Origin of the sequence: Pseudomonas sp. efr-133-TYG-5 (assembly GCF_030209175.1) — a bacterium.
Taxonomy (GTDB): Bacteria; Pseudomonadota; Gammaproteobacteria; order Pseudomonadales; family Pseudomonadaceae; genus Aquipseudomonas.
In genome coordinates this window covers 147,058-169,733 of record NZ_JARVSM010000010.1, presented here as the reverse complement: position 1 = coordinate 169,733, position 22,676 = coordinate 147,058, and the positions used below count along the sequence as shown (strand labels likewise).

Here is a 22,676-nt window from a genome sequence, read left to right as displayed (position 1 = left end):
TCTCTCTCGGAAATGGCTAGGGCAAGGGCATTTCCAGCGTCTTGAGCCGCCCTTCGATAAACCGCCGCTCCGGCTCCTGCCGCGTCAATGCCAGCGCGCGCCGATACGCCGCCCGCGCCTCCGCCACCCGCCCCAACTGCCGACAGAACTCCGCCCGCGCCGAATGCGCCAGGTGGTAGTCCTGCAACTCGCCGCGCTGCAGAATCCCCTCGATCAGCGTCAACCCGGCCAACGCCCCATCACGCTTGGCCACGGCCACCGCCCGGTTCAACTCGATCACCGGCGACGGCACCGCGCGCAGCAGCACGTCATACAGGCCGACGATCTGCTGCCAATCCGTTTCTGCCGCCGTCGGCGCTTCGGCATGCACGGCGGCAATCGCCGCTTGCAGGCAATACGGGCCGAAGCGTCCTGTGGTCAGCGCTTTTTCCACCAGATCGCAGCCTTCGGCAATCAGCTCGGCACTCCACAATCCGCGATCCTGATCATCCAGCAGAATCAGCTCACCATCGGGCGTCGAGCGCGCCGACCGCCGCGATTCATGCAGCAGCATCAGCGCCAGCAACCCCATGACTTCCGGATCCGGCAACAACTCGAGCAACAACCGCCCGAGACGAATCGCCTCGCGGGTCAGGTCTTCGCGGGTCAGCTGAGCGCCGCCGGACGCCGAATAACCCTCGTTGAACACCAGGTAAATCACCCGCAGCACGCTGTCGAGGCGCTCGGGCAATTCATCCAGGCTGGGCACCTGATAAGGGATTTTCGCGTCACGGATCTTTGCTTTGGCGCGCACGATGCGCTGGGCAATCGCCGCCGGTGCCGCGAGAAACGCGCGGGCGATCTCTTCGGTGGTCAGGTCGCAGACTTCGCGCAGGGTCAGCGGCACCTGCGCATCCGCCGCTAGCGCCGGGTGACAGCAGGTGAAGATCAGCCGCAAGCGATCGTCTTCCACGTCCTCGGTGCTCCACTCGGTCTGCTCCAGCTCCTGCAGTTGTGCCAGCAACAGCGGCTGCGAAGCCTTGAACCGCGCACGCCGGCGCAGCACGTCGATGGCCTTGAAACGCCCGGTGGACACCAGCCAGGTGCGCGGATTGTCCGGCACGCCATCGCGCTTCCAGCGCTCGACCGCGACGAAGAACGCCTCGTGCATGGCTTCTTCGGCGAGGTCGAAATCGCCGAGCAGGCGGATCAGGGTCGCCAGGATCCGTCGCGAGTCGTCGCGATAGACCTGCGCAACCCGCGCCTGCAGCGCTGCGTCGATCATCGCTCAGACATTCAGCTGGCGCACGGGCCGCACTTCGACGCTGCCGACCCGGGCCGCCGGAATGTAGCCGGCGACCTGGATCGCTTCATTGAGATCGCGCGCGTCGATCAGGTAGAACCCGGCCAGTTGCTCCTTGGTTTCGGCGAACGGGCCGTCGGTGATCGACAGCTTGCCATTGCGCATGCGCACCGTGGTGGCGGTCTGCACCGACTCCAGCGCCTCGGCGGCGACCATTCGGCCGCTGCCCTGGATCGACTCGGCGTAGGCCCAGCACTCGGCGTCTTCCGGGCTGTCGGGCGATGAATGCAGCAAGCGCTCGTCGCTGTAGACCAGGCATAAATACTTCATGGCGTTCTCCTGAATCGGACGGATCAACTATGGCTGAAGATCAGGGTTGCACATCGAACAAGGTCGCGCCGCTCATCGGGTCGAACGGTGCCGACCAGTGCTCGTGAGCGATCTTCCACGTGCCGCCGACCTGGCGGTAACCGGCGCTGCCGCGCATCCAGCAGCTCTGGGTCTCGCCCTGGTCATTGGTGCCGCCGCAGTTGACCAGCCAATGGCCGAAGGCGAGCGGGCCCGCCACTTCGATGGCGACTTCATGGAACTCGAAAATGTGCGGACCTGGGCACATTTCCATGCAGGCCAGCCAATGCGCGCGGTACGCCTCTTTGCCCTTGAATTGCAGGGCCTTGATCGCATCGAAGGCGACAATGTCGTCGGTGTACAGGGCCATGACCTGGTCGACGTTCTTGGTCATCACCGCTTCGCGGTAAGTGTTGATCAGGGCTTGAATTTCCGTCTGGGCGCTCATGCTGTTCTCCGTGGTTTTTGTGATGAAGACACCCTTAGTCGTTCGGCCCTCGGACAGATCGACAGACGAAACAAAAAATTTCCGCAGATCACAAAATCGCTAGAATCCGAGGCTCATCTTTGTAGGAAAAAGGAAATTCCAGTGTCAGCCCAACTCGTGCCGTACGACAGCCTGAACGCCTTGCAGCGTCAGCAGGTCGAGGCGATTGAAATCCATCCGGAGCAGATCAGGTTTTCCGGCGATATCCATGGCGCGCTGCACACGCTGCTGTCCAGGCCCGGCCCCGGCGTGAAGGGTTTTGCGCTGCTCGCCGATCAAGTGCCGGTGGCGTTCCTGCTGCTCAAGCGCCCGCCGGTGTTGCCAGCCTGGGCCGATGAACACAGCGCCACCCTGCACGCCTTGCAGGTCGATCACCGCGCGCAAGGCAAGGGTTACGGCAAGGCCTGCCTGCAAGCGTTGCCCGCTGTGGCGCGTGAGGCGTGGCCAGAGATCAAGGGGCTGGAGCTGTCGGTGGACGCTGATAACGACGCGGCGATCGCGCTGTACGCCCAATACGGTTTCGTCGACAGCGGCGAAGCGTACAAGGGTCGGATTGGCTACGAACGGCGCATGGGCCTGTTTTTCTAAATCATCAAAGGGAAGCACGATGATCGATTCAATCGAAGCACTGGAAGCCATTTACGGTCTGCCGCACGAACGCGCAGTGCGCAAGCAGATCGCTTTTCTCAACGAGGATTATCAGGCGATGGTGCGCGCCTCGCCGCTGGTGGTCGTCAGCTCGGTGGGCGCCGACGGCCTCGACGGTTCGCCGCGCGGCGATACGCCGGGGTTCGTACGGATTATCGACGAGCGCACCCTGGCCTTGCCCGATCGCCCGGGCAATAACCGCATCGATACCCTGCGCAACGTGCTGCACGATCCACGGGTGTCGCTGCTGTTCATCATTCCGGGCATCGGCGAGACGTTGCGGGTCAATGGCACCGCGACCATCAGTGCCGAACCGGCCTTGCTGGAGAGCTTCGCGGTGAATGGCAAACCGGCGAAAAGCGTGTTGCTGGTGAAGGTCGAGGCAGCGTTCTTCCACTGCTCGAAAGCGTTTGTACGTTCCGATGCGTGGAACCCCGAGACCCACCTGCCGCGCTCGGCGCTGCCCTCTGCGGGCGCGTTTCACAAACGCCTGAACGATGGGCAGTTCGATGCCGAGGCCTACGACCGCGAAGCACCGAAGCGGGTAATCGACACCCTCTACTGAACGGGGAATTGCAACACCGCTAGAGCCTGTGGGAGCTGGCTTCCAGCGATGGCGTCGGCACATCAAACCTTGATGTCGACTGACCCACCGCTATCGCTGGCAAGCCAGCTTCCACAGGTTACAAAGTGAGGATCATTTCGTGCCAGGCCATCCCGCCATGGTCCGACTCCGACGGCTTGATGTAGGCAAAGCCAAACCCGGCATACAGCGGGATGTGCTGTTCCTTGCACATCAAATGAATCGTCGCCTTGCTCAGGCCGCGCATGCGCTCGATGAACTCGCCCAGCAAGCGCTTGGCCAGGCCCTGGCCCTGATAATCCGGGTGCACCACCACCGACATGATCACCACGTTGGGCCCCTGTGGATCGTGGCCGATCAGTTCCTTGAACGCCTCGTCGGACATCTGCACGGCAAACGCCGCACCCGAGTTGATGAACCCGGCGACCACACCGTCCACCTCGGCGACGATGAAACCCTCTGGCCAGGTGGCGATGCGCGTGGCGATCTTCTCGCGAGTGGCGGCCTCGTCGCCTTCGTAGGCAACGGTTTCGATGGCGTAGCAGCGGTCCAGGTCGGCGGGGGTGACGTTGCGGATGACGGTGTTCATGGCAGCTCGAAAATCAGCGGAGAAAAGTGCGCAAAGCATAAAGGAATAAGGTGTTCATATCGATCCGCACGGGCGGCGTAAAGCCTGCGTATACGCGCTTTTCTTCGCCTTCGCGGGCGGCTATTTCTCAGGGGTGTCTCTGACCACCCTTGAGGAAAACCGCTTATGAGCAGCGTTGAGATCGGCCTGTTGATGGTGTTGGGCATCAGTACGTTCGGCTTTGTCACCCTGGGCATCGACCTGTTGCGGGCGCGACGGGTTGGCAAGGGCAAGCGCGGTTGAAAGCCTGGGGCGGATGTTTGATCCGCCCCAGGTGTGTCGGCTCAGGATTTGCTGTCGACCGGGACGCAGATTTCCAGCTTGCCGGTGTGCAGCTTCGGGTTGAAATCGGCGCTGTAGCGCTCCAGCTCCGGGGCATTGAGTTCCACGTAGTGGGAGGTCGGCAGCCAGGTCTTGTAGATGTACTGCAGGGTCTGCGGCAACTGCGCCAGCGGCCCTTTATGCTCGAACACCGCGTACTGGCGCGGCAGCACCTCGACCCACTGGTACACATCCTGTGGCAGCTCGTCGAGTTTGCTGATCTCTACGCCGGCGATGTAATCGAAGCCACCCTGGCCGTCGAAATTGCAGCAGACCCCGTAGGTCACTTCGCCTTTTTGCCCGGGGATTCGCCCCAGATGCGGGAGGAATTTTTCCCATAACGCGGGAATGTCCTTGGCGGTGTCCTGGGTAAAGCGACCGCGAAAACCTGCAATCAGCAGGAAGTGTCCATGTTCGAAGCGAGGTTCAGCCACTTCGACGCGTTTTTGCTCATCCATGACTCGACTCCTGGCACAAAAAAAGGGGGTTCGGCTGGGAGTATAGAAGCCAAACCCCATTTGCACTGTTACAGCGCGTGCAGCTGATCGGCGGCGCCGGAACCGACGAACTCGTTATAACCGGATACGATCACGTATACCGCGAAATAGCAGAAGATCGCCGCCGATGCCAGGTAGGAGTAACGCAACAGCTTGTCACCCAGCAGCTTGCCGCCGTGACTCGCGGCGAAGCACAGGCCGGCCGACCACAGCAGCCCGGCGCAGAGGAAACCGCTGAGGAACAGCGCCGAACCGAGCGGGCCGGTGCCACCGGAACGGGCGATCAACGTGCCGCCAACCGCGGCGAACCAGAGCATCGCACTCGGCGAGGACATGGCGAGGAAGATCCCGCGAAAGAACGCCTTGCGATGCGAGTTCTGCCCCACCTGCGCCGTCGCCGCCAACTGCGCCTCGTGGTGAATCGCCGAATAGATCATCTTCGCCGCAAAGTAGATCAGCAGTGCCGAACCACCGATCCACAGCACCCAGCGCACGGTTTCGTACTGCAACAGCACGGTCATCCCGGCCAGCGCCAGCACCGCGTAGATCAGGTCGCCGACGCAGGTGCCGAGGCCCAGCGCAAAACCCTGAAAGTAGCCGCGCTGCATCGCCAGCGTGATCATTGCGATGTTGGCCACGCCGATGTCCAGGCACAGCGAGAGGCTCAGCAAGAAGCCGCTGGTGAATTCCATCTACCGATTTCCTTGGGAAAAATTTGTTTGTACGCAGGCTGGACAGTCTGCCATCACAGCCCTTATCTTCCGCCACAGGTCACCGCAGTGACCAGCGTCGCTCGGACGGTTCCGGGCGCTTACGTTATCCGAGGCAACAATGGCTGAACAAGGTTCGCCGCGCCGCTTTGCGCGCATTGATCGACTCCCCCCCTACGTTTTCAACATCACCGCCGAGCTGAAGATGGCCGCGCGGCGTCGTGGTGAAGACATCATCGACCTGAGCATGGGCAACCCCGACGGGGCCACGCCGCCGCACATCGTCGACAAACTCGTACAGGTTGCCCAACGCGAAGACACCCACGGTTACTCCACGTCCAAGGGCATTCCACGCCTGCGCCGGGCGATTTCCAACTGGTACAAGCAACGCTACGCGGTCGATATCGACCCGGAAAGCGAAGCCATTGTCACCATCGGTTCCAAGGAGGGCCTGGCGCACCTGATGCTGGCGACCCTGGACCAGGGCGACACGGTTCTGGTGCCGAACCCGAGCTACCCGATTCACATCTACGGTGCGGTAATTGCCGGCGCCCAGGTGCGTTCGGTGCCGCTGGTACCGGGCGTGGACTTCTTCGCCGAACTGGAACGGGCCATCCGCGGTTCGATCCCGAAGCCGAAGATGATGATCCTCGGCTTTCCCTCCAACCCGACCGCGCAGTGCGTCGAGTTGGACTTCTTCGAACGGGTGATCGCCCTCGCCAAGCAGTACGACGTACTGGTGGTACATGACCTGGCCTACGCCGACATCGTCTACGACGGCTGGAAAGCCCCGTCGATCATGCAGGTGCCGGGCGCCAAGGACATCGCGGTGGAGTTCTTCACCCTGTCCAAGAGCTACAACATGGCCGGTTGGCGCATCGGGTTCATGGTCGGCAACCCGGAGCTGGTCAGCGCCCTGGCGCGGATCAAGAGCTACCACGACTACGGCACCTTCACCCCGCTGCAGGTGGCCGCGATTGCTGCGCTGGAAGGCGATCAGCAGTGCGTGCGCGACATCGCCGAGCAGTATCGGCAGCGCCGCAACGTGCTGGTCAAGGGCCTGCACGAACTGGGCTGGATGGTCGAGAATCCGAAAGCCTCGATGTACGTCTGGGCGAAGATTCCCGAGGCCTACGCGCACCTCGGCTCGCTGGAGTTCGCCAAGAAACTGCTGGCCGAGGCCAAGGTCTGCGTCTCGCCGGGGGTGGGTTTTGGTGAGTATGGCGATGATCACGTGCGCTTCGCGCTGATCGAAAACCAGGACCGCATTCGTCAAGCGGTGCGCGGCATTCGCGGGATGTTCCGCACCGATGGCCTGGCCCCGAAAACCACTGCCTGACACCTATCCTCCTGTGGGAGCGGGCTTGCTCGCGAAGGCGTCGTTTCAGTCAACATTTTCAGCGACTGACACACCGCTTTCGCGAGCAAGCCCGCTCCCACAGGGGTAATGCATGCATCCTGATATCGTCGGGCACAAAAAAACCGCATCGCTGCGGTTTTTTTGTGCCTTGCGTTCGCGCTTAAACGAACAGCGACAGCAGCAGGATAAAGCCCAGGCCCACCACCGACAGGATGGTTTCCATCGCGGTCCAGGTCTTGAAGGTTTCCGCCACGGTCATGTTGAAGTACTGCTTGACCAGCCAGAAACCGGCGTCATTGACGTGGGACAGGATCAGCGACCCGGCACCGGTCGCCAGCACCAGCAGCTCACGGTTCACGCCCGGAATCATCCCCACCACCGGCACCACGATGCCCGCGCCGGTGATGGTTGCCACGGTGGCCGAACCGGTGGCGATACGGATCACCGCCGCCACCAGCCACGCCAGCAGGATCGGCGAAATCTGCGCACTGACCGCCATGTGACCGATCACGTCGCCCACGCCGCTGGTCACCAGCATCTGCTTGAAGCCACCACCGGCACCGATGATCAGGATGATCGCGGCGGTCGGGGCCAGGCTTGCATCGAGCCACTTGAGCATCTGCTGGGAGCCGATGCCCTGCTTGTGACCGAAGGTGTACAGCGACAGCAGCAATGCCAGCAGCAGCGCCGAGATCGGGTGACCGATCATGTCCATCCAGGTGCGGAAGAAATGCCCGTCCGGCAGTGCCACGTCAGCGAAGGTTTTCAGCAGCATCAGGAACACCGGCAACAGCACGGTGACCAGGGTGATGCTGAAACTCGGCAGGTTCTGCGAGTCGGTTTCACGGGCCAGTTGATCGACCAGTTCCTGATTCGGCGTGCCGGGAATGTGCTTGGCGATGAACGTACCGAAGATCGGACCGGCGATGATCGCGGTCGGCAACGCAACGATCAGACCGTAGAGGATGGTCTTGCCGATGTCGGCACCGAACACCCCGATGGCCAGCAGCGGGCCCGGGTGCGGCGGCACCAGGCCGTGCACCGCGGACAGGCCGGCTAGCAGCGGGATACCGATCTTGATGATCGACACGCCGGTGCGCCGGGCGACGATGAACACCAGCGGAATCAGCAGCACGAAGCCGATTTCGAAGAACAGCGGGATACCCACCAGGAACGCGGCGAACATCATCGCCCACTGCACCTTGTCCTTGCCGAAGGCGCGGATCAGGGTCTGGGCGATCTGATCGGCACCGCCGGATTCGGCCATCATTTTGCCGAGCATGGTGCCCAGCGCGAGGATGATGCCGACAAAACCGAGCACGCCACCGAAGCCGTCCTGGAACGCCTTGATGATGGTGCCGATCGGCATGCCCGAGGTCAGGCCCAGGAACGCCGCGGCGATGGTCAGGGAAATGAACGGGTGAATCTTGAACTTGGTGATCAGGACGATGAGTCCGATCACCGTGACCACTGCATCTAGCAGCAGGTAGGCGTCGTGGGACATGCCAAACATTGGGGGTGTCTCCTGGTTTGTTGTTGTTATTAAAGCGGGTTAATCAGAAGTCGTAAGGACAGCGCTATCTGCATGTGCACACTCATACCGCCTGCTTCAGGCCGTGCGCCAGCCACCAGACGTGGGCCTGGGCGGCGAGTTCTTCGACGCTGTGGATCGAGGCATTGAGGGCCAGCGTCAACGGCTCGCCCTTGGGCGATTCGAGGGTGGCGAACTGACTTTCGATCAGCGTGGCCGGCATGAAATGCCCCGGGCGGTGCGACACACGCTCGGCGGCCACTTCAGGGGTCAGTTCGAGGAATACGAAGCCCAGGCCCGGCAAGGCGCTGCGCAGCACTTCGCGATAACTGTGCTTGAGGGCCGAGCAGGTCAGCACCGGACGCTCGCCGAGCGCATCGACGCGACGCAGCTCGACGCACAGGCTGTCGAGCCAGCCGGCACGGTCGTCGTCATTCAGGGGGATCCCCGCGCTCATCTTTTCGATGTTGGCGGCCGGATGAAAAGTATCGCCTTCAATGGCAGTGGCGCCGCTCAATTGGCACAGGGCCTCGCTGACGCACGTCTTGCCGCAACCGGCAACGCCCATGATGACCAGGGCGGTGATGGAGTGATTCATGTAACACCTCAGCGCGCAGACAGCGCTACCTTTGCTAGCTATGACTCTAGTGCACAGGCAGAAGTTGCCGACGCCTTCTTGTCGTTTTTTTGGGTTGCAGCAGGTTTGTCCCCAACGCCAAAAAGCGAGGATCAGGCAGGACCTCGCTCACGCATTTGCAGCTGCATCAGGACAGCGCTACCTTAGTGCCTTGATTTTTGTTTGGCAAGCCGCCCGATGACCACCCCTAAAAACGATAAAAATACCCGCACCACCGGCCGTCCCACCCTCAATGAAGTTGCCCGCCTGGCCGGGGTCAGCCCGATTACCGCCTCCCGCGCGTTGCGCGGGGTCAGCACCGTCGCCACCGAACTGGTGGAAAAAGTGCAGAAAGCCGCCACCGAACTCAATTACGTGGTCAACCCCGCCGCCCGCGCCCTGGCCTCGGCGCAGAGCCATTCGGTGGTGGTGCTGGTGCCATCGCTGTCCAACCTGCTGTTCATCGACACCCTGGAAGCCATTCACCGCGTGCTGACGCCCAAGGGCTTCGAAGTGCTGATCGGCAACTTCCACTACTCGCGCGATGAAGAAGAAAACCTGCTGCGCAACTACATGGCCTATCAGCCACGCGGGTTTCTGCTGACCGGTTTCGACCGCACCGAAAGTTCGCGGCGGATGATCGAGGCCAGCAACATTCCCTGCGTGTACATGATGGAGCTGGACAGCGCGGCCGGCGTCAATTGCGTGGGTTTCTCCCAGCTCAATGCCGGCGAGACGGCCGCCGAGCACCTGCTGTCGCGCGGACGCCAGCGCCTGGCCTACATCGGCGCGCAGCTCGACCAGCGCACCCTGCTGCGCGGCGAAGGTTTCCGCAAGGCCCTGCAGAAGGCCGGTCGCTACGACCCGGACCTGGAAGTGCTGACCCCGCGCGCCTCGTCGGTGGGCCTGGGCGGCGAGCTGTTCCTGCAACTGCTGGCGGCGCATCCGGACGTCGATGCAATCTTCTTCGGCAACGACGACCTGGCCCAGGGCGCGTTGCTCGAGGCCTTGCGCCACGGCATCAGGATTCCCGAGCAAGTGGCGATCCTGGGTTTCAACGACCTGCCGATGTCCGAGCACATGGTGCCGCGCCTGAGCAGCATCAATACCCCGCGCGAGGCGATTGGTCGGCGTGCGGCGGAGCAGATGCTGACGTTGATGGCGGGCAACACGGTGGCACGACCGGTGGAAGACATGGGCTTCGAACTGAAGATTCGCGAAAGTACCTGACCTCTGAGCTCGCTCCCACAAAGGGATCTGCGCAATGTTCAGCGACCGAGTAGGTCGACAAGAGCCAGCGCGCCCTTCTGCAGCGGCTGGCTCTTGAGCCACACCGCGTGCACTGGCAGCACCAGGCCATTCTCGATGTTGCGGAAATTCAGCCGCTTCAGGCGCCCCGAATCCAGCCGCGACTGCACCACCGACAACGGAAAATTGCCCCAGCCCAATCCCGCCTCGACCATCTCCAGCGCCGTTTCCAGGCTGTCGGTGCGCCAGTGGGATTCGGCCACCAGCGGCCGGGTTTCGCTGATCGGCAAGTCGCGGCTGGCGACGAAAATCTGCCGCACGTGCACCAGGTCTTCGAGAAACAGATCCTGGCCCTGCAACAGCGGACTGTCCGCCGCCAGCGTGGCGATCATCCGTTCGCTGCCGACGAACTGAAAGCGTTCCAGCACGTTCATGCTCAGCCCGGCGAACGCCAGGCACAGGCTGACCCGGCCGTTGTGCAGCATCGCCAGCACATCGTCCTGCGGCGCGGTGAGCACTTCGATGTCGAGCAACGGATGGCGCTCGGCAATCGCCCGGATCGCCGCCATCAAGCGGCGCCGGTCGATGTCCGCCACCACGCCGATCGACAACTTGCTCTCCAGCCCCAGCGACAGCTCCACCGCATGCACCCGCAACTGCTTGAGCTGATCGGCAATCAGCCGCGCATGCGGCACCAGTGTCAGGGCCATAGCCGTCGGTTGCGGTTCGCGGTGGCTGCGGTCAAACAGCGCGTAGCCGAGTTCCGCCTCAAGGTTGCCGATACCCATGCTCACTGCCGACGGGACTTTGCCCAACGCCCGGGCGGCGGCGGAAAACGAACCGCGTTCGATCACGGCGAGGAACAGTTCGATGTTGTCGCTGTTGAAATTCACGTGCGAGACCTATCAATAAACCTGAAAGCTTCTGACTTTTTCTGTCATCGCTATTGAAGCTATCTTTCGCCGCCTCTGCCAGCCCCGCTGGCCCTCTCCTGTCAAAAAAGAGGCAATTGTCATGCAAGGCGTCAAACGCAAACTGGTCTATGTGTCGCTCTACGAAGTGATCGGCATGACCTTCTCCGCCCTCGGACTGGCGCTGCTGTCCGGCACCTCGCCGGGCAGCACCGGGCCGCTGGCGGTGATCATCACCACCATCGCGGTAACCTGGAATTTCATCTACACCTCGCTGTTCGAGCATTGGGAAAGTCGGCAGACGTCGCGCACCCGTACGGTCAAACGACGCATCGCCCACGCGGTCGGCTTTCAGTTGACGCTGATCGTTTTCCTGATCCCGCTGATCGCCTGGTGGATGAACATCAGCCTGGTGCAGGCCTTCCTGCTGGACCTGGCGCTGATCGTGTTCATTCCTTGCTACACGTTCGCGTTCAACTGGCTGTTCGACCGCGTGTTCGGTCTGCCGGCCTCGGCGCTGCCGGATCCGACGCCTGCGGCATGAATCGCTAATTGGTAAGCAGATATTGCAAAAAATCAGCAGTTTTCTGCGCAAAGCCGCCGATATTCACAATCATCGGTTTCCGATAGCAGGCTAAGCTTTTCCATCAATAAAAAATGGATCGGCCCATGACTGCACACGCCCCCGCCGCCGCGCAACGCGACGGCATCGACCCGCTCCGCGCCGCACAGATTTCCGCCCGCATCGATCGCCTGCCCGCGGTCGCGACGATCTGGCGGCTGGTGGCGCTGCTGTCGATCGGTGGTTTCTTCGAACTGTACGACTTGTTCCAGACCGCCTACATCAGCCCCGGGCTGATCCGCGACGGTCTCTTTGCCACCGGCAACCAGGGTGTGTTCGGTTTTTCCGATCAGGCCGCGTTTGCCTCGGCGACCTTCCTCGGTCTGTTTCTCGGCGCCAGCCTGCTCAGTCCACTGGCGGATCGCTTCGGCCGCCGTGCCATTTTCACCTTCGCGCTGGTCTGGTACACGGTGGCCACGGTGCTGATGGGCATCCAGGATTCAGCGCTGGGGATCATCTGCATGCGTTTTCTGGTCGGCATCGGCCTGGGTATCGAACTGGTGACCATCGACGCCTACCTCTCGGAACTGGTGCCCAAACGCATGCGCAGTTCGGCGTTCGCTTTCGCGTTTTTCGTGCAGTTCCTGTCGGTGCCGGCGGTGGCGTTGATGTCGTGGTGGCTGGTGCCGCAGGCGCCATTCGGGGTGTCCGGCTGGCGTTGGGTGGTGCTCGCCAGCGCGGTGTTCGCGCTGTTCATCTGGTGGCTGCGCAAACGGCTGCCGGAGTCGCCGCGCTGGCTGGCCCAGCATGGCCGTTTCGACGAGGCGAACCGGATTCTCGATGGCATCGAGGCACGCTGCGAGAAAGATCACCGTCAACCACTGGACGCGCCAGAAGCCGTTGCGGTGGATGTCGAAGGCAAGGGCCGCTTCGCTGACATCTGGCAGCCGCCCTACCGCCGGCGGGCGCTGATGCTGATCGTGTTCCATGTGTTCCAGGCCATCGGTTTCTTCGGCTTCGGCAACTGGCTGCCGGCGCTGCTGTCGGGCCAGGGGGTCAGCGTCACCCACAGCCTGATGTATGCCTTCATCATCACCCTCGCCTACCCGCTCGGGCCGCTACTGTTCGTCAAATTCGCCAACCGCTTCGAGAACAAATGGCAGATCGTCGGCTCGGCCCTCGGCGCCATGACCTTCGGTACGCTGTTCGCCCTGCAGACCAGCGCTTTCGGCCTGATTTTCTGCGGCGTGATGATCACCTTCTGCAACGCCTGGCTGAGCTTCAGTTATCACTCCTACCAGAGTGAATTGTTCCCGACTAACATCCGCGCCCGGGCGGTGGGGTTCTGCTACTCGTTCAGTCGCTTGTCGACGGTGTTCAGCAGCCTGTTGATCGGGCTGTTCCTCGACCACTTCGGCACGCCGGGCGTGCTCGCGTTCATTGTCAGCAGCATGCTGATCGTGATGCTGACCATCGGCTACTTCGGCCCGCGCACGCGCAACCTGGCGCTGGAAAACATCGCCCATCGCTGACAGCCGGCGGTGATCCGCTGCCGCCACGCGGCAATGGATCACCGCTGTGCCCTGGCGGCGTTGGCTCAAGCCCTTGAAAAACCGCGCATTTGCCAACGGGCACGGTAATTGCTCCGGTACCGCAGTCTGCCTTTACCTACAGGTCAATTCATCATGCTGGTCAGTGCCAAACAACAGCAGATCATCCATCTGCCCAAGCACCTCAATGACGACGCCACCACCACGGCAGCAGCCGGCCTGCAAGGCGGACTGCATGGCGCGATGCTGCAAACCCTGCAGAACCAGGCGCAGGCGCAAACCGCGGACGCCAGCGCCAAGGTGCAGGAATCGGCGACCCAACTGGCCACCCAGCAGGTCAGCGAAGCCACGCGGATCAGCGACAACGTCGACGAAGCGTTCGCCAAGACCCGGGTCAACCTGCAGGCCACCGACACCACGTCGACCAAGAGCAGCGGCACCTCGGCCACCGACGAGTTCAAGGACTACATGAGCAAGTCGCCGCAGCAGCGTCTGCGCGACAGCATCCTCAAGGAGATGGGCATCACCGAGGACGACATCCAGGCCATGCCGCCGGAGAAACAACTGGCCATCGGCAAAGAGATCGCCCAGCGCCTGCAGGACAAGATGCAGCTGGCGCAATCGGAGAAAGACAACGTCAATGACGTCAAGGACAGCGACAAGCTGGCGGACAAGTTTCTCGCCGCGCTGTGAGCTGAAGCTTGCATAAAAACCCAGCGTGGGAGCGAGCCTGCTCGCGAAAGCGCTGGGTCAGTCGGGCGCTACGTTGACCGACCGGCCACTTCGCGAGCAGGCTCGCTCCCACCCCAGGTTGAGTTGTGGCTAGTTCAGTTGCAGCGTCGCATTGAACTGGCTGATCGCATCCACCACATGCCGCGAGCCCTGCTGAATCTCCAGGATCACCTCCCCCGCCTCGTTCGCCAGCTCCACGCCGAGCCCGGTTCGGCTCAGGCTCGACTGCATGCTCGACACCGCGCTCAGCGACAGATCGTGGTTCTTGCGCACCACTTCGACGATCTCCAGGGTCGCCTGGCTGGTCCGCGCCGCCAGGCTGCGCACCTCATCCGCCACCACCGCAAAACCGCGTCCGTGTTCGCCGGCACGCGCCGCCTCGATCGCGGCATTGAGCGCCAGCAGGTTGGTCTGGTCGGCAATCCCGCGGATGGTCTGGACGATGGTGCCGATGATGTCCGACTGCTTGCTCACGGCGTCGATGCTCAGCGCCGCTTCGTTGAGGTCGCGGGAAATGTCCTGAATGATCTGCACCGTCTGCTGCACCACCTGTGAGCCTTTCTGCGCACAGGCGTCGTTTTGTACCGACGTGCTGTGGGCCGATTCCGCAGCGTTCTGCAGAGTATTCATCTGGTGGGTAATGTCGCTGGCGAACTTCACCACTTTGTACAGCCGCCCCTTGGCGTCGAACAGCGGGTTGTAAGAGGCTTCCAGGTAAACGGTCTGCCCGGACTTGTTTTTGCGCTCGAAGCGGTGCGAGTGGTATTCGCCGCGATTGAGCGAGGCCCAGAACGCCTTGTATTGCGCCGACTCGGATTCGGCGCGGTGGCAGAACAGGCTGTGGTGATGGCCGACGATTTCGTTGAGCGAGTACTGCATGGTCTTGAGGAAGTTTTCATTGGCGGTGATCACATTGCCTTCGGGGGTGAACTCGATCACCGCCATCGACCGGCCGATGGCCGCCAACAGGTTTTCTTCTTCGTGCTCTTTATTGATTCGGTCGGTGATATCCGACGCTACTTTGATCACGCTGCGAACCTGCTTGTCCGGGCCATACACCGGCATGTAACTGGCTTCGAGCCAGATCTCCCGGCCGCTCTTGTGCAGGCGCAGAAACGTGCCGCTGATCGGTTCGCCACGGGCCAGGTCGCGCCACAATCTGGCGTATTCCTCGCTGCGGTAGAACGCTTCCTCGCAAAAGATCCGGTGATGTTTGCCACGCACTTCTTCAGCGCTGTAACCCATGGTCTTGCAGAAGTTGTCATTGGCGTCGAGGACGATGCCCTCGGGAGTGAATTCGATCATCGCCATCGAGCGGCTGATCGCCGCCAACCTGGCATTGGCCTGCGTCAAGGCACAACTGAAGCGTTCGATTTCCTGCAGGTCGGCCTTGTGATGTAGGTTGAACATGTGTGTATCACCTTCCGCGCGGTCTTTTGATTTGATGAAAGTTCAGGTCTTTCAGAATCCACCACTACGTTCCATGGAACAGGCACACGCCTTCCTCCACGGGAGGAAGTTGTCAGGTGATAAATGATGGTTAATCGGAGAGTCCATGTCGCGACGCTCTAATCAAGACATCCTTCTCTTGATAGCCCGCGGGCGGGCCAGCCCTAACATGCAGAAGAACTTCCATTTAAATGACGCTCCTTGTTGGTTCAGTGTCCGGTGCCTTTGTTTGCGCACTCTGGCAGCTGTGATCGGCAACTAACCGAGACGTACTTGAGATGGCGGTCGACATAGTTAGTTAGCTGTGAGCATAGCCAGCGCAAAGCCTTGCGCAAGGCCACTAGTCGGCCAGTAATGAGGGTTTTTCGGACGAGAAACGGTTCAGCCCAGGATCGGGGCCAGACATCGGCAGGCGCTGCTTCGGCGGCAATGTGTGCGGTTGACCATCAACCTCATTCCTATCGCCGCCTATGGCAGCGCCTGAGCGGTATCAGAGACTGCTGCTGACTTTGCTCGCCACGTCGCCCGGCAACCAGGCTTTCCACACCTGCGGCTGATCGCGCAGGAACGCTTCGGCCACCTGGCGCGGTGGCTGACGTTTTTCGCTCATCCCGGCCAGGGTCTGGTTCAGCAGGTCGATCGGCAGGTCGACCTGCTCAAAGAACGTCACCAGCTCCGGATACTGCGCCTTGAACGCTGCCGACACGCCGATCGCCAGGCTCGCCGGCATCGAGCGCGTGCCTTTCGGGTGCGGGTTGCTGGCATCGGCCAGGGTCTTCCAGGCTTCGGCATCGAACGGCGGCTCTTCCAGCTTCACCAGTTTGAAACGGCCGAGCAGCGGCGTCGGCGACCAGTAGTAGAACAGCACCGGTTTGCCACGCTTGATCGACGACGCCACCTCGGCATCCAGCGCCGCGCCGGAACCGGTACGGAAGTTGACGAAGCTGTCATTCAGCGCATACGCCTTGAGCTTCTGGCTGTTGACGATTTCCGAGGTCCAACCGGTCGGGCTGTTGAGGAAGCGCCCACGGCTGGGGTCTTCGGGGTCGCGGAACACGTCTTTGTAGCGCGCCAGGTCGGCGACGGATTTCAGCTCCGGCGCCAGTGGCTTGAGGCCGCGCTCGGGGTCGCCCTTGATCACGTACTCCGGCACCCACCAGCCTTCGGTGGCGCCCTTGACCGTGTCCCCGAGGCCGAACACTTTGCCTTCGGCAGCCGCCTTGACCCAGGCCGGACTGCGCCCGGCCCACTCTTCGCCGATCACCTGGATATCATTTCTGGCCAGCGCCGCTTCCAGGCTGACCGTGCTGCCCGGCAGCGTGTCGGTCGGGTAGCCGTAGCCTTTCTCGACAATCAGGCGCAGCACTTCGGTGATGAAGCTGCCGCTTTCCCAGGTGATGTCAGCGAAGTGGATCGGCGCGGTTTTCTCCGCCGCCACGGCGTGACCGGTGAACAGCGTCAGGGCCAGCAGCGAACTGCCGAGCAGGGTTTTGATCGATCTCATGCAGACCTCTTGTCGTGTAGGAATTGGTTGGCGCTGTGGCGGTCGCACAACGCTTGGGAACGGCTCATGTAAACGCTCACCGAACGCTGGGAAATGCCCAGTTCGGCGGCGATCTGCGGGTAGGTCAGGCCGTCGATCCGCGCCAGCAGAAAGGTCGAGCGCACTTTGCCCGGCAGGCGCTGCAGGCTGTGATCCAGGCGCTTGAGGGTCTGGGCCAGGTGCGTCAGTTCTTCGGGGGAAGCGCCGTGATCGCCGTCATGCGCCAGTTGCTGGCGATGCCTGCGCTCCATCGCGGCACGCCGCCAGGCTTGATACAGCAGGCGCTGGGCAATAAGGGTGAGCAAGGCGCGGGGTTCGCGAATCGCGGTCAGCGCCGGTGCCTGAAGCAGTTGCACGAAGGTTTCGGCGGCGATGTCTTCGGCACTGGCCGTCTCGCCGGTAAGGCGGCGCAGGCGTGTGCACAACCAGCGGTAATGCGCGCGGAACAAGGCGTCCACGCAGTGACGATGACATGGGTCGGCGCCGGACATAGGGCCTCCTGAGTGAGGGTCGCTGAATGTCCGGTCGTCCGGTGGCGCGATCCTAGCAAGGCGCCTTATGCATTAATAATATTTAAATTTCATTTTTATATTCGTTTTAGAACTATAAGACATTTGCTGTATCGGGCAGCGTTCGCAGCAGCGGTTATTCAACGCAAGCGGGCATAGCCCGAGTCCTCAGCCTCCTGCTGATAGTCGAGCAGAATCCGATAGTCGCTTTCGCTCGCCGGCAGCACCTGCGGCAATCCGAGGACTCGTGCCACCTGCGGCAATTGCTGCAAGCTTTGATTCATCACCGCGCGCAACTGCGCGACCTGCTCATCGCTGGCATTGGCCTGCGTGATGAAGGGCAGCGTCGGACTCAACGCACTGCGCGTCACCACCCGCAGCGCGCTGACTTCCGCAGGCGCGTAGTGGGCGAGATAGGCGTAGGTCACGCTGTCGATGGCCGCCAGATCGGCGCGTTCCTCGCGCAGCCAGCGCAGGCTCTCGCGATGGCCGCCGCTGAGCGCCACCGAGGCGAAGAACCGGCCGTCCTGATGCAGCGGCGCCAGGCGCTGACGCAGCAGGTTCATACCGCTGTTGGAATCTTCGCTGTTGATGACCGCGCGACTGCCGCGAAAATCCGCGAGGTTTTTGCGCGGATCAGCAGCCCGCGCGAGGATCAGGCTGCAATGCTGGCCGGCGCTGGCGTCGGGCAATTCGTAGCGCGGTCGACCGACGATTCGCACCTGACCACGCAACGCGGTCATCAATGGATAGCCGCAGGTCTGGGTCAGCAGCAGCGCGGGCGAACGCCAGAGTTCAGGCAGCGCCAGACCTTCGCCAGCGAGGCGGCTGTGCCCCAGGAGTTGCAGGATCTGCCCGAGCCAGCGCTCATTGGCTGCGCGGATCGGCTCAGGGGCGATGTACATCAGCAGTTCGGCATACAGTTGGCTCATGCGCGTCCGTCCGGCAGCAGTGATCAATGAAAGGGATGTTGCGGGCTGTCGATGGGCTTGAAGCCATGCTGCCGCCACAACTGCCCATAGCCCTGCACGACGAAGCCACCGCTGCGCGCCTGCCATTGCTCGCGGCGGGCGAAGTACGCCTTGGGCAAGTCGTACCAGGCCAGCGCCGGCAAATCGTGATGGACCAGATGAAAGTTCAGGTTGAGAAACAACCAGCGCCACGGCCAGCCGGCTTCATTGAGCACGGTGCGCTGCTCTGGTCGCGCGTGCGGCCGATGTTCATAGTAGGAGCGGATCATCGCAATCGACAGCGCCGGCACGCTGATCAGCAGCAGGTAATGCCACACCGGCAACACGCTGTAGCGGGCAATGAACAACAACATCAGCAACGTCAGCAGGCCGTGAGTCAGCCACATCAGCCAGGCCTGGCGCTCACCGTTTTGCAGACGCTGCAGCTGTTCACCGGCCAGCGCCAGCAAGGCCAGCGGCGCACCGAACAGAAAGCGCCCGCACACGGTTTTGTTCAGCCAGTGCAGGCTGCGCTCGAACAGCGAACTGCCCTGCCAGCGCGCGGCGCTCAGGTAACGGCTTTCCGGGTCGACGCCGGGCACGGTCAAGTCTTCGTCGCGATGGTGCTGCAGATGGCTGTCGCGGTACAGGGTGTAGGGATACCACACCGCGAATGGCGCGTAGCCGAGGACCTTGTTGAAGCCAATCCAGCGCGTCGGATGGCCGTGCAGCAATTCGTGCTGCACCGACAGCCACAGCACCAGCAGCACAACCAGCAACAGCGTGCTCCAGGCGCGACCGAGCCAGCCGCTGCCCAGGACAATGGCGAACCAGCCGGCGTACACCGCGATCAGCAGCAGCCAGGTCGGCCACTCGGTGCGGGCGGTGAAGCGCTGGCGCAGGGTTTCGATCTGTTGACGATGATGTTCGTCGAAATAATGGGACATGGCGTGGCTCGGAACAGGGATCTGCCTGCTCTGTGCAACGCCGGGGGGAAATCTTGCAGATTATTTTCTGCCGATGACACAGGAGCCCGAGAACCGGGCTCCTGCAGCGAGGTGCTCAATGACCGAAGATGTCGACTTTCTTGGCTTTTTTCTCGTGGCGTTTCTCGATGGCGGTCTTGAGCGGCTTTTTCTTCGCGGCTTTCTTTGAATCCATACCTTTGGACATGATGCGTACTCCACTCACACGGGATGTGTCTCAGGTATACACCTATCGCGCCGCGTGCGTTGTTTTATAATCGCGGGCTTTTGCACCGGCAGTCCGATTCCATGAACGACCTGCGTTACGCCCAACTGGACGCCCTGTCCTGGCCCCTGATGAACAAGTTCTACCGCCGCCATCAATCGTCGATGAAAGCCGTGCGTGATGCGCAGCTGTGGGTGGCGCGCCGCGAAGAGATCGTCGCCGCACTGTGCCTGCGACCGGTGGCGGGCGGACATTGGTTGACCGGGTTGTTGGTCGACCCGGCGTGCCGCGAACAGGGCATCGCCGCGCAACTGATCGCCGCCGCCGTGCAGGATCTGCAGGAACCGGTGTGGCTGTTCTGCCATCCGGATCTGCGCGGCTTCTACGAGCGCCGCGGCTTCAGTTTCGACCCCGCCCTGCCCTATGCCATGGCCGAGCGCCTGAGCCGCTACGCGCGCAGCAAACCGATGATTGCCATGGGCCTGATGCCGGCCCCGCGGGCTTAATCGTCGGCGTTGGGATCGAGATCGGGAAACATCACCTCGGTAAAGCCGAACTTGCTGAAGTCGGTGATCCGCGACGGATACAGCCGGCCGATCAGGTGATCGCATTCATGCTGCACCACCCGCGCGTGGAAGCCCGAGGCCACCCGTACGATCGGCTCGCCCTTGGGATCGAAACCCTCGTAGCGGATCTGCTGATAACGCTCCACCGCGCCGCGCAGGCCGGGCACCGACAGACAGCCTTCGAAGCCTTCTTCCAGCAACGGACTGAGCGGCGTGATCAACGGGTTGATCAGAATCGTCTGCGGCACCGCCTCGGCGTCCGGGTAGCGTTCGCTGTGCTCGAAGCCGAAAATCACCAGTTGCAGGTCGACGCCGATCTGCGGCGCGGCCAGGCCGACACCGCCGACGCTTTCCATGGTCTGGAACATGTCGTCGATCAGTTGCCACAGTTCGGCGCTGTCGAACATCTCGACCGGCACCGGCGGTGCAATGCGCAGCAGGCGCTCGTCACCCATTTTGAGAATTTCACGGATCATGATCAGGCTTCGTCAGTGTTCGGCTTGAGCGAGTGATCGCGGCCAAGTCCGGAAACATGTTGTTTGGGCTGTTCAGCGGTCTCGCCGGGGACTTTCTCGCCCGGATCCTTGCCCTCGCTGGACATGTGTTCGATCACCGCGTTCATTTCCGCGCCGAGCAACAGCACGGCGGAAGAAATGTAGAAATACAGCAGCAGCACGATGATCGCCCCGATGCTGCCATACATGGCGTTGTAGTTGGCGAATGTCTTGACGTAAAAGGCGAAACCCAGCGAGGCGATGATCCATACCACGACCGCCAGCACCGAGCCCGGGGTGATGAAGCGGAACTCCTGCTTGACGTCCGGCATGACGTAGTAGATCAACGCCACGGCGACCATCATCAGGATCACGATCACCGGCCAGCGGGCGATCGTCCACACCGTGACGATGACTTCCTCGAGGCCCACCTGCGCGGCAATCCAGCCCATCACCTGCGGCCCGAGCACCATCAGTGCGGCGGCCACCAGCAACATGCCGGCGATGCCGACGGTGTAGATGACAGAGAGCGGGAAACGCTTCCACACCGGGCGCCCTTCGACCACGTCGTAGGCGGCGTTCATTGCGCTCATCATCAGGCGCACGCCGGCCGACGCGGTGTACAGGGCGATGACGATACCGACCGAGAGCAGGCCACCCTTGGATTGCTGCAACTGATCGATCACCGGGTTGACCTGCTCCAGCGCCTGGGGCGGCAACACCAGCTCCGATTGCAGGCGCAGCCAGGAGAAGAAGTCCGGCAGATGCAGGAAGCCGATCAGGGCAATCAGGAACAGAATGAACGGGAACAGCGAGAACAGCATCTGGTAGGCCAGTGCCGAGGCATAAGTCGACATTTCGTCGTCGACGAATTCGGTGATCGTACGCACCATCACTCGGTGCAGGGGCAGACCTTTCATGTCCGGAAAAATCATTCGCGTCTCCTTTCGCCGCAGAACAGGTTGAAGTCGTGGCGACTCAGGGGCCGTTTGTCTCTGCTCAAAGTAGCCTAGTTGTCGGCGACTTTGAAACACTGGAATGCGTGACTGCAGGTAAACGACATACAAAAACGGCCATCCTTGGATGGCCGCTTCTGTGTTTCGTTCAAGGCTGGATCAAGCCTTGTCGACGCCTTTCTTGATCGCGTCCTTGGCTTTGCCCACGGCTTGCTGGGCCTCGCCTTTTTTCTCCTGCAGCTTGCCCTCGGCTTGCAGCTTGGTGTTGTCGGTAGCCTTGCCGACGCCTTGCTTGACGTTGCCGACTGCTTCGTTGGCCATGCCTTTTACTTTATCGCCTGTGCTACTCATGGTGTTTCTCCTTGGTGCATTAACGGGGAAAAGTCAGTACGTAATGATTGACTGGCCGGGTTTGCGCCAAGTTTCATTTATTTTCAGGGCGATTTCGTCGCTACCGACACGTTGGGCTTTATGTTTGCCGGCCAACCCCCGAGAATGCCCGGTATATGGGCGCGCAGCGCTGAAGATCAGATCCCGCAGGAACGTTATGAAACTCGATAAAAAGCAGGCCATTGCCCGTAGAAACCAGGAACTGGGCGGTGCCGTGCTCGGCGTCAACAACTGCCACTTCGCCGAACTGAACCGCAACCGCAATATCTGGTGGTTCGACCTGCCGGTGTCGCGCCTGGCGGTCGGTCAGTACGAGTGGATTCACCTGTTGATGCACACCCCGGCCACCGATGAGCTGCTGCACCTGAAGGTGCCGACCGTGTTCCTGCGCGAAAAACTCGAAGGCCTGGTGATCCGCAACGAAGGCAAGCGCAAGGCCGCCCTGAGCCTGGAGCTGAGCGCGGACAAGGATTCGTACCTGCAGGACATGCGTCCGGCGGGCACCAACGTCAACTTTGCGCCGTTCCGTCAGTAAGACTTCTACGCTGATCGTTCCCCCGCTACGTGTGGGAATTCCGCCCCGGACGCTCCGCGTCCCGGGATGCGTCAGCACG

The 22,676-nt window shown here is 61.8% G+C and carries 25 protein-coding genes and 2 pseudogenes; 9 read left to right on the top strand and 18 right to left on the bottom strand.

What is annotated here, in order from left to right:
* Window positions 1-16: 16 nt before the first annotated feature.
* The 3 genes from QRN70_RS26935 to QRN70_RS26925 are packed head-to-tail and all read right to left on the bottom strand — an operon-like array spanning window position 17 to window position 2,078.
* Window positions 17-1,264, bottom strand: coding sequence for an RNA polymerase sigma factor (locus tag QRN70_RS26935; protein ID WP_285420891.1), 1,248 nt, complete (start codon window positions 1,262-1,264; stop codon window positions 17-19).
* A 3-nt stretch (window positions 1,265-1,267) separates the two neighbouring features.
* Complete coding sequence (locus tag QRN70_RS26930) at window positions 1,268-1,612, bottom strand: YciI family protein (protein ID WP_285420890.1); 345 nt, start codon at window positions 1,610-1,612, stop codon at window positions 1,268-1,270.
* A 40-nt stretch (window positions 1,613-1,652) separates the two neighbouring features.
* The gene (locus QRN70_RS26925; protein ID WP_285420889.1) at window positions 1,653-2,078 is read right to left on the bottom strand and encodes a YybH family protein; all 426 of its coding nucleotides are present in this window, start codon (window positions 2,076-2,078) and stop codon (window positions 1,653-1,655) included.
* A 141-nt stretch (window positions 2,079-2,219) separates the two neighbouring features.
* Here QRN70_RS26925 and QRN70_RS26920 point away from each other — a divergent pair, with 141 nt between their 5' ends.
* Both QRN70_RS26920 and QRN70_RS26915 read left to right on the top strand, forming a co-directional pair.
* Window positions 2,220-2,705 carry a GNAT family N-acetyltransferase gene (locus tag QRN70_RS26920; protein WP_285420888.1) on the top strand — a complete coding sequence of 162 codons (486 nt, stop codon included), beginning with the start codon at window positions 2,220-2,222 and terminating at the stop codon, window positions 2,703-2,705.
* A 19-nt stretch (window positions 2,706-2,724) separates the two neighbouring features.
* Window positions 2,725-3,330, top strand: a complete 606-nt coding sequence (locus QRN70_RS26915) for a pyridoxamine 5'-phosphate oxidase family protein (RefSeq protein WP_285420887.1) — start codon at window positions 2,725-2,727, stop codon at window positions 3,328-3,330.
* Between the two features lie 118 nt (window positions 3,331-3,448).
* Here the strand turns inward: QRN70_RS26915 and QRN70_RS26910 are convergent, their stop codons facing one another.
* The 3 genes from QRN70_RS26910 to QRN70_RS26900 form a co-directional block, all read right to left on the bottom strand.
* The gene (locus QRN70_RS26910; RefSeq protein WP_285420886.1) at window positions 3,449-3,937 is read right to left on the bottom strand and encodes a GNAT family N-acetyltransferase; all 489 of its coding nucleotides are present in this window, start codon (window positions 3,935-3,937) and stop codon (window positions 3,449-3,451) included.
* A 323-nt stretch (window positions 3,938-4,260) separates the two neighbouring features.
* Window positions 4,261-4,755 (bottom strand): GyrI-like domain-containing protein, encoded by a 495-nt coding sequence (locus tag QRN70_RS26905; RefSeq protein WP_285420885.1) that lies wholly within the window; start codon window positions 4,753-4,755, stop codon window positions 4,261-4,263.
* Window positions 4,756-4,823: 68 nt separating this feature from the next.
* On the bottom strand, window positions 4,824-5,486 hold the full coding sequence (locus QRN70_RS26900) for a LysE family translocator (protein ID WP_285420884.1): 663 nt from the start codon (window positions 5,484-5,486) through the stop codon (window positions 4,824-4,826).
* A gap of 139 nt (window positions 5,487-5,625) precedes the next feature.
* Here QRN70_RS26900 and alaC point away from each other — a divergent pair, with 139 nt between their 5' ends.
* Window positions 5,626-6,843: an alanine transaminase gene (gene alaC / locus QRN70_RS26895; protein WP_285420883.1), complete on the top strand. Its 1,218-nt coding sequence runs from the start codon at window positions 5,626-5,628 to the stop codon at window positions 6,841-6,843.
* A gap of 181 nt (window positions 6,844-7,024) precedes the next feature.
* Here the strand turns inward: alaC and QRN70_RS26885 are convergent, their stop codons facing one another.
* Both QRN70_RS26885 and QRN70_RS26880 read right to left on the bottom strand, forming a co-directional pair.
* Complete coding sequence (locus tag QRN70_RS26885) at window positions 7,025-8,377, bottom strand: GntP family permease (RefSeq protein WP_285420882.1); 1,353 nt, start codon at window positions 8,375-8,377, stop codon at window positions 7,025-7,027.
* Window positions 8,378-8,459: 82 nt separating this feature from the next.
* Window positions 8,460-8,993, bottom strand: a complete 534-nt coding sequence (locus QRN70_RS26880) for a gluconokinase (RefSeq protein ID WP_285420881.1) — start codon at window positions 8,991-8,993, stop codon at window positions 8,460-8,462.
* A gap of 216 nt (window positions 8,994-9,209) precedes the next feature.
* Between QRN70_RS26880 and gntR the strand changes: the two genes are divergently transcribed.
* Entirely contained in the window at window positions 9,210-10,241 is a 1,032-nt protein-coding gene (gntR, locus tag QRN70_RS26875; RefSeq protein ID WP_285420880.1) for an HTH-type transcriptional regulator GntR, read from the top strand.
* Between the two features lie 38 nt (window positions 10,242-10,279).
* Here the strand turns inward: gntR and QRN70_RS26870 are convergent, their stop codons facing one another.
* On the bottom strand, window positions 10,280-11,152 hold the full coding sequence (locus tag QRN70_RS26870) for a LysR family transcriptional regulator (protein WP_285420879.1): 873 nt from the start codon (window positions 11,150-11,152) through the stop codon (window positions 10,280-10,282).
* 121 nt (window positions 11,153-11,273) lie between these two features.
* Here QRN70_RS26870 and QRN70_RS26865 point away from each other — a divergent pair, with 121 nt between their 5' ends.
* The 3 genes from QRN70_RS26865 (at window position 11,274) to QRN70_RS26855 (ending at window position 13,975) form a co-directional block, all read left to right on the top strand.
* Window positions 11,274-11,714 (top strand): PACE efflux transporter, encoded by a 441-nt coding sequence (locus QRN70_RS26865; RefSeq protein ID WP_285420878.1) that lies wholly within the window; start codon window positions 11,274-11,276, stop codon window positions 11,712-11,714.
* A 125-nt stretch (window positions 11,715-11,839) separates the two neighbouring features.
* Entirely contained in the window at window positions 11,840-13,264 is a 1,425-nt protein-coding gene (locus QRN70_RS26860) for an MFS transporter (protein ID WP_285420877.1), read from the top strand.
* A gap of 153 nt (window positions 13,265-13,417) precedes the next feature.
* Window positions 13,418-13,975, top strand: coding sequence for a hypothetical protein (locus tag QRN70_RS26855; RefSeq protein WP_285420876.1), 558 nt, complete (start codon window positions 13,418-13,420; stop codon window positions 13,973-13,975).
* Window positions 13,976-14,104: 129 nt separating this feature from the next.
* On the opposite strand, the pseudogene QRN70_RS27925 reads toward QRN70_RS26855, so the two are convergent.
* The 6 genes and pseudogenes from QRN70_RS27925 to QRN70_RS26830 form a co-directional block, all read right to left on the bottom strand.
* Window positions 14,105-14,536, bottom strand: a pseudogene (locus QRN70_RS27925) (methyl-accepting chemotaxis protein); the annotation flags it as partial.
* Between the two features lie 111 nt (window positions 14,537-14,647).
* Window positions 14,648-15,424 (bottom strand): annotated as a pseudogene (locus QRN70_RS27920) (PAS domain-containing protein); the annotation flags it as partial.
* A 529-nt stretch (window positions 15,425-15,953) separates the two neighbouring features.
* Entirely contained in the window at window positions 15,954-16,967 is a 1,014-nt protein-coding gene (locus QRN70_RS26845) for an ABC transporter substrate-binding protein (RefSeq protein ID WP_285420874.1), read from the bottom strand.
* The gene (locus tag QRN70_RS26840) at window positions 16,964-17,497 is read right to left on the bottom strand and encodes a sigma-70 family RNA polymerase sigma factor (RefSeq protein WP_285420873.1); all 534 of its coding nucleotides are present in this window, start codon (window positions 17,495-17,497) and stop codon (window positions 16,964-16,966) included. Before QRN70_RS26840 ends, QRN70_RS26845 begins: the two co-directional genes overlap by 4 nt.
* Window positions 17,498-17,655: 158 nt before the next feature.
* Window positions 17,656-18,447, bottom strand: a complete 792-nt coding sequence (locus tag QRN70_RS26835; RefSeq protein WP_285420872.1) for a phosphate/phosphite/phosphonate ABC transporter substrate-binding protein — start codon at window positions 18,445-18,447, stop codon at window positions 17,656-17,658.
* 23 nt (window positions 18,448-18,470) lie between these two features.
* Window positions 18,471-19,412: a fatty acid desaturase gene (locus QRN70_RS26830; protein WP_285420871.1), complete on the bottom strand. Its 942-nt coding sequence runs from the start codon at window positions 19,410-19,412 to the stop codon at window positions 18,471-18,473.
* 327 nt (window positions 19,413-19,739) lie between these two features.
* Between QRN70_RS26830 and QRN70_RS26825 the strand changes: the two genes are divergently transcribed.
* Window positions 19,740-20,162: a GNAT family N-acetyltransferase gene (locus QRN70_RS26825; RefSeq protein WP_285420870.1), complete on the top strand. Its 423-nt coding sequence runs from the start codon at window positions 19,740-19,742 to the stop codon at window positions 20,160-20,162.
* Here the strand turns inward: QRN70_RS26825 and def are convergent.
* The 3 genes from def to QRN70_RS26810 form a co-directional block, all read right to left on the bottom strand.
* Window positions 20,159-20,698, bottom strand: coding sequence for a peptide deformylase (gene def, locus QRN70_RS26820; RefSeq protein WP_285420869.1), 540 nt, complete (start codon window positions 20,696-20,698; stop codon window positions 20,159-20,161). The genes QRN70_RS26825 and def overlap by 4 nt on opposite strands.
* Before the next feature lie 2 nt (window positions 20,699-20,700).
* Complete coding sequence (locus QRN70_RS26815) at window positions 20,701-21,651, bottom strand: YihY/virulence factor BrkB family protein (RefSeq protein ID WP_285420868.1); 951 nt, start codon at window positions 21,649-21,651, stop codon at window positions 20,701-20,703.
* A gap of 180 nt (window positions 21,652-21,831) precedes the next feature.
* Window positions 21,832-22,023, bottom strand: coding sequence for a CsbD family protein (locus QRN70_RS26810; RefSeq protein WP_027612573.1), 192 nt, complete (start codon window positions 22,021-22,023; stop codon window positions 21,832-21,834).
* Window positions 22,024-22,219: 196 nt separating this feature from the next.
* Here QRN70_RS26810 and QRN70_RS26805 point away from each other — a divergent pair, with 196 nt between their 5' ends.
* Window positions 22,220-22,597: a hypothetical protein gene (locus QRN70_RS26805; RefSeq protein ID WP_285420867.1), complete on the top strand. Its 378-nt coding sequence runs from the start codon at window positions 22,220-22,222 to the stop codon at window positions 22,595-22,597.
* Window positions 22,598-22,676: the final 79 nt, after the last annotated feature.

Coding starts and splice junctions, on each gene's coding strand:
- QRN70_RS26935 (WP_285420891.1), bottom strand. CDS start 1,264: ATGATCGACGCAGCGCTGCAGGCGCGGGTTGCGCAGGTCTATCGCGAC.
- QRN70_RS26930 (WP_285420890.1), bottom strand. CDS start 1,612: ATGAAGTATTTATGCCTGGTCTACAGCGACGAGCGCTTGCTGCATTCA.
- QRN70_RS26925 (WP_285420889.1), bottom strand. CDS start 2,078: ATGAGCGCCCAGACGGAAATTCAAGCCCTGATCAACACTTACCGCGAA.
- QRN70_RS26915 (WP_285420887.1), top strand. CDS start 2,725: ATGATCGATTCAATCGAAGCACTGGAAGCCATTTACGGTCTGCCGCAC.
- QRN70_RS26910 (WP_285420886.1), bottom strand. CDS start 3,937: ATGAACACCGTCATCCGCAACGTCACCCCCGCCGACCTGGACCGCTGC.
- QRN70_RS26905 (WP_285420885.1), bottom strand. CDS start 4,755: ATGGATGAGCAAAAACGCGTCGAAGTGGCTGAACCTCGCTTCGAACAT.
- QRN70_RS26900 (WP_285420884.1), bottom strand. CDS start 5,486: ATGGAATTCACCAGCGGCTTCTTGCTGAGCCTCTCGCTGTGCCTGGAC.
- alaC (WP_285420883.1), top strand. CDS start 5,626: ATGGCTGAACAAGGTTCGCCGCGCCGCTTTGCGCGCATTGATCGACTC.
- QRN70_RS26885 (WP_285420882.1), bottom strand. CDS start 8,377: ATGTTTGGCATGTCCCACGACGCCTACCTGCTGCTAGATGCAGTGGTC.
- QRN70_RS26880 (WP_285420881.1), bottom strand. CDS start 8,993: ATGAATCACTCCATCACCGCCCTGGTCATCATGGGCGTTGCCGGTTGC.
- gntR (WP_285420880.1), top strand. CDS start 9,210: ATGACCACCCCTAAAAACGATAAAAATACCCGCACCACCGGCCGTCCC.
- QRN70_RS26865 (WP_285420878.1), top strand. CDS start 11,274: ATGCAAGGCGTCAAACGCAAACTGGTCTATGTGTCGCTCTACGAAGTG.
- QRN70_RS26860 (WP_285420877.1), top strand. CDS start 11,840: ATGACTGCACACGCCCCCGCCGCCGCGCAACGCGACGGCATCGACCCG.
- QRN70_RS26855 (WP_285420876.1), top strand. CDS start 13,418: ATGCTGGTCAGTGCCAAACAACAGCAGATCATCCATCTGCCCAAGCAC.
- QRN70_RS26845 (WP_285420874.1), bottom strand. CDS start 16,967: ATGAGATCGATCAAAACCCTGCTCGGCAGTTCGCTGCTGGCCCTGACG.
- QRN70_RS26840 (WP_285420873.1), bottom strand. CDS start 17,497: ATGTCCGGCGCCGACCCATGTCATCGTCACTGCGTGGACGCCTTGTTC.
- QRN70_RS26835 (WP_285420872.1), bottom strand. CDS start 18,447: ATGAGCCAACTGTATGCCGAACTGCTGATGTACATCGCCCCTGAGCCG.
- QRN70_RS26830 (WP_285420871.1), bottom strand. CDS start 19,412: ATGTCCCATTATTTCGACGAACATCATCGTCAACAGATCGAAACCCTG.
- QRN70_RS26825 (WP_285420870.1), top strand. CDS start 19,740: ATGAACGACCTGCGTTACGCCCAACTGGACGCCCTGTCCTGGCCCCTG.
- def (WP_285420869.1), bottom strand. CDS start 20,698: ATGATCCGTGAAATTCTCAAAATGGGTGACGAGCGCCTGCTGCGCATT.
- QRN70_RS26815 (WP_285420868.1), bottom strand. CDS start 21,651: ATGATTTTTCCGGACATGAAAGGTCTGCCCCTGCACCGAGTGATGGTG.
- QRN70_RS26810 (WP_027612573.1), bottom strand. CDS start 22,023: ATGAGTAGCACAGGCGATAAAGTAAAAGGCATGGCCAACGAAGCAGTC.
- QRN70_RS26805 (WP_285420867.1), top strand. CDS start 22,220: ATGAAACTCGATAAAAAGCAGGCCATTGCCCGTAGAAACCAGGAACTG.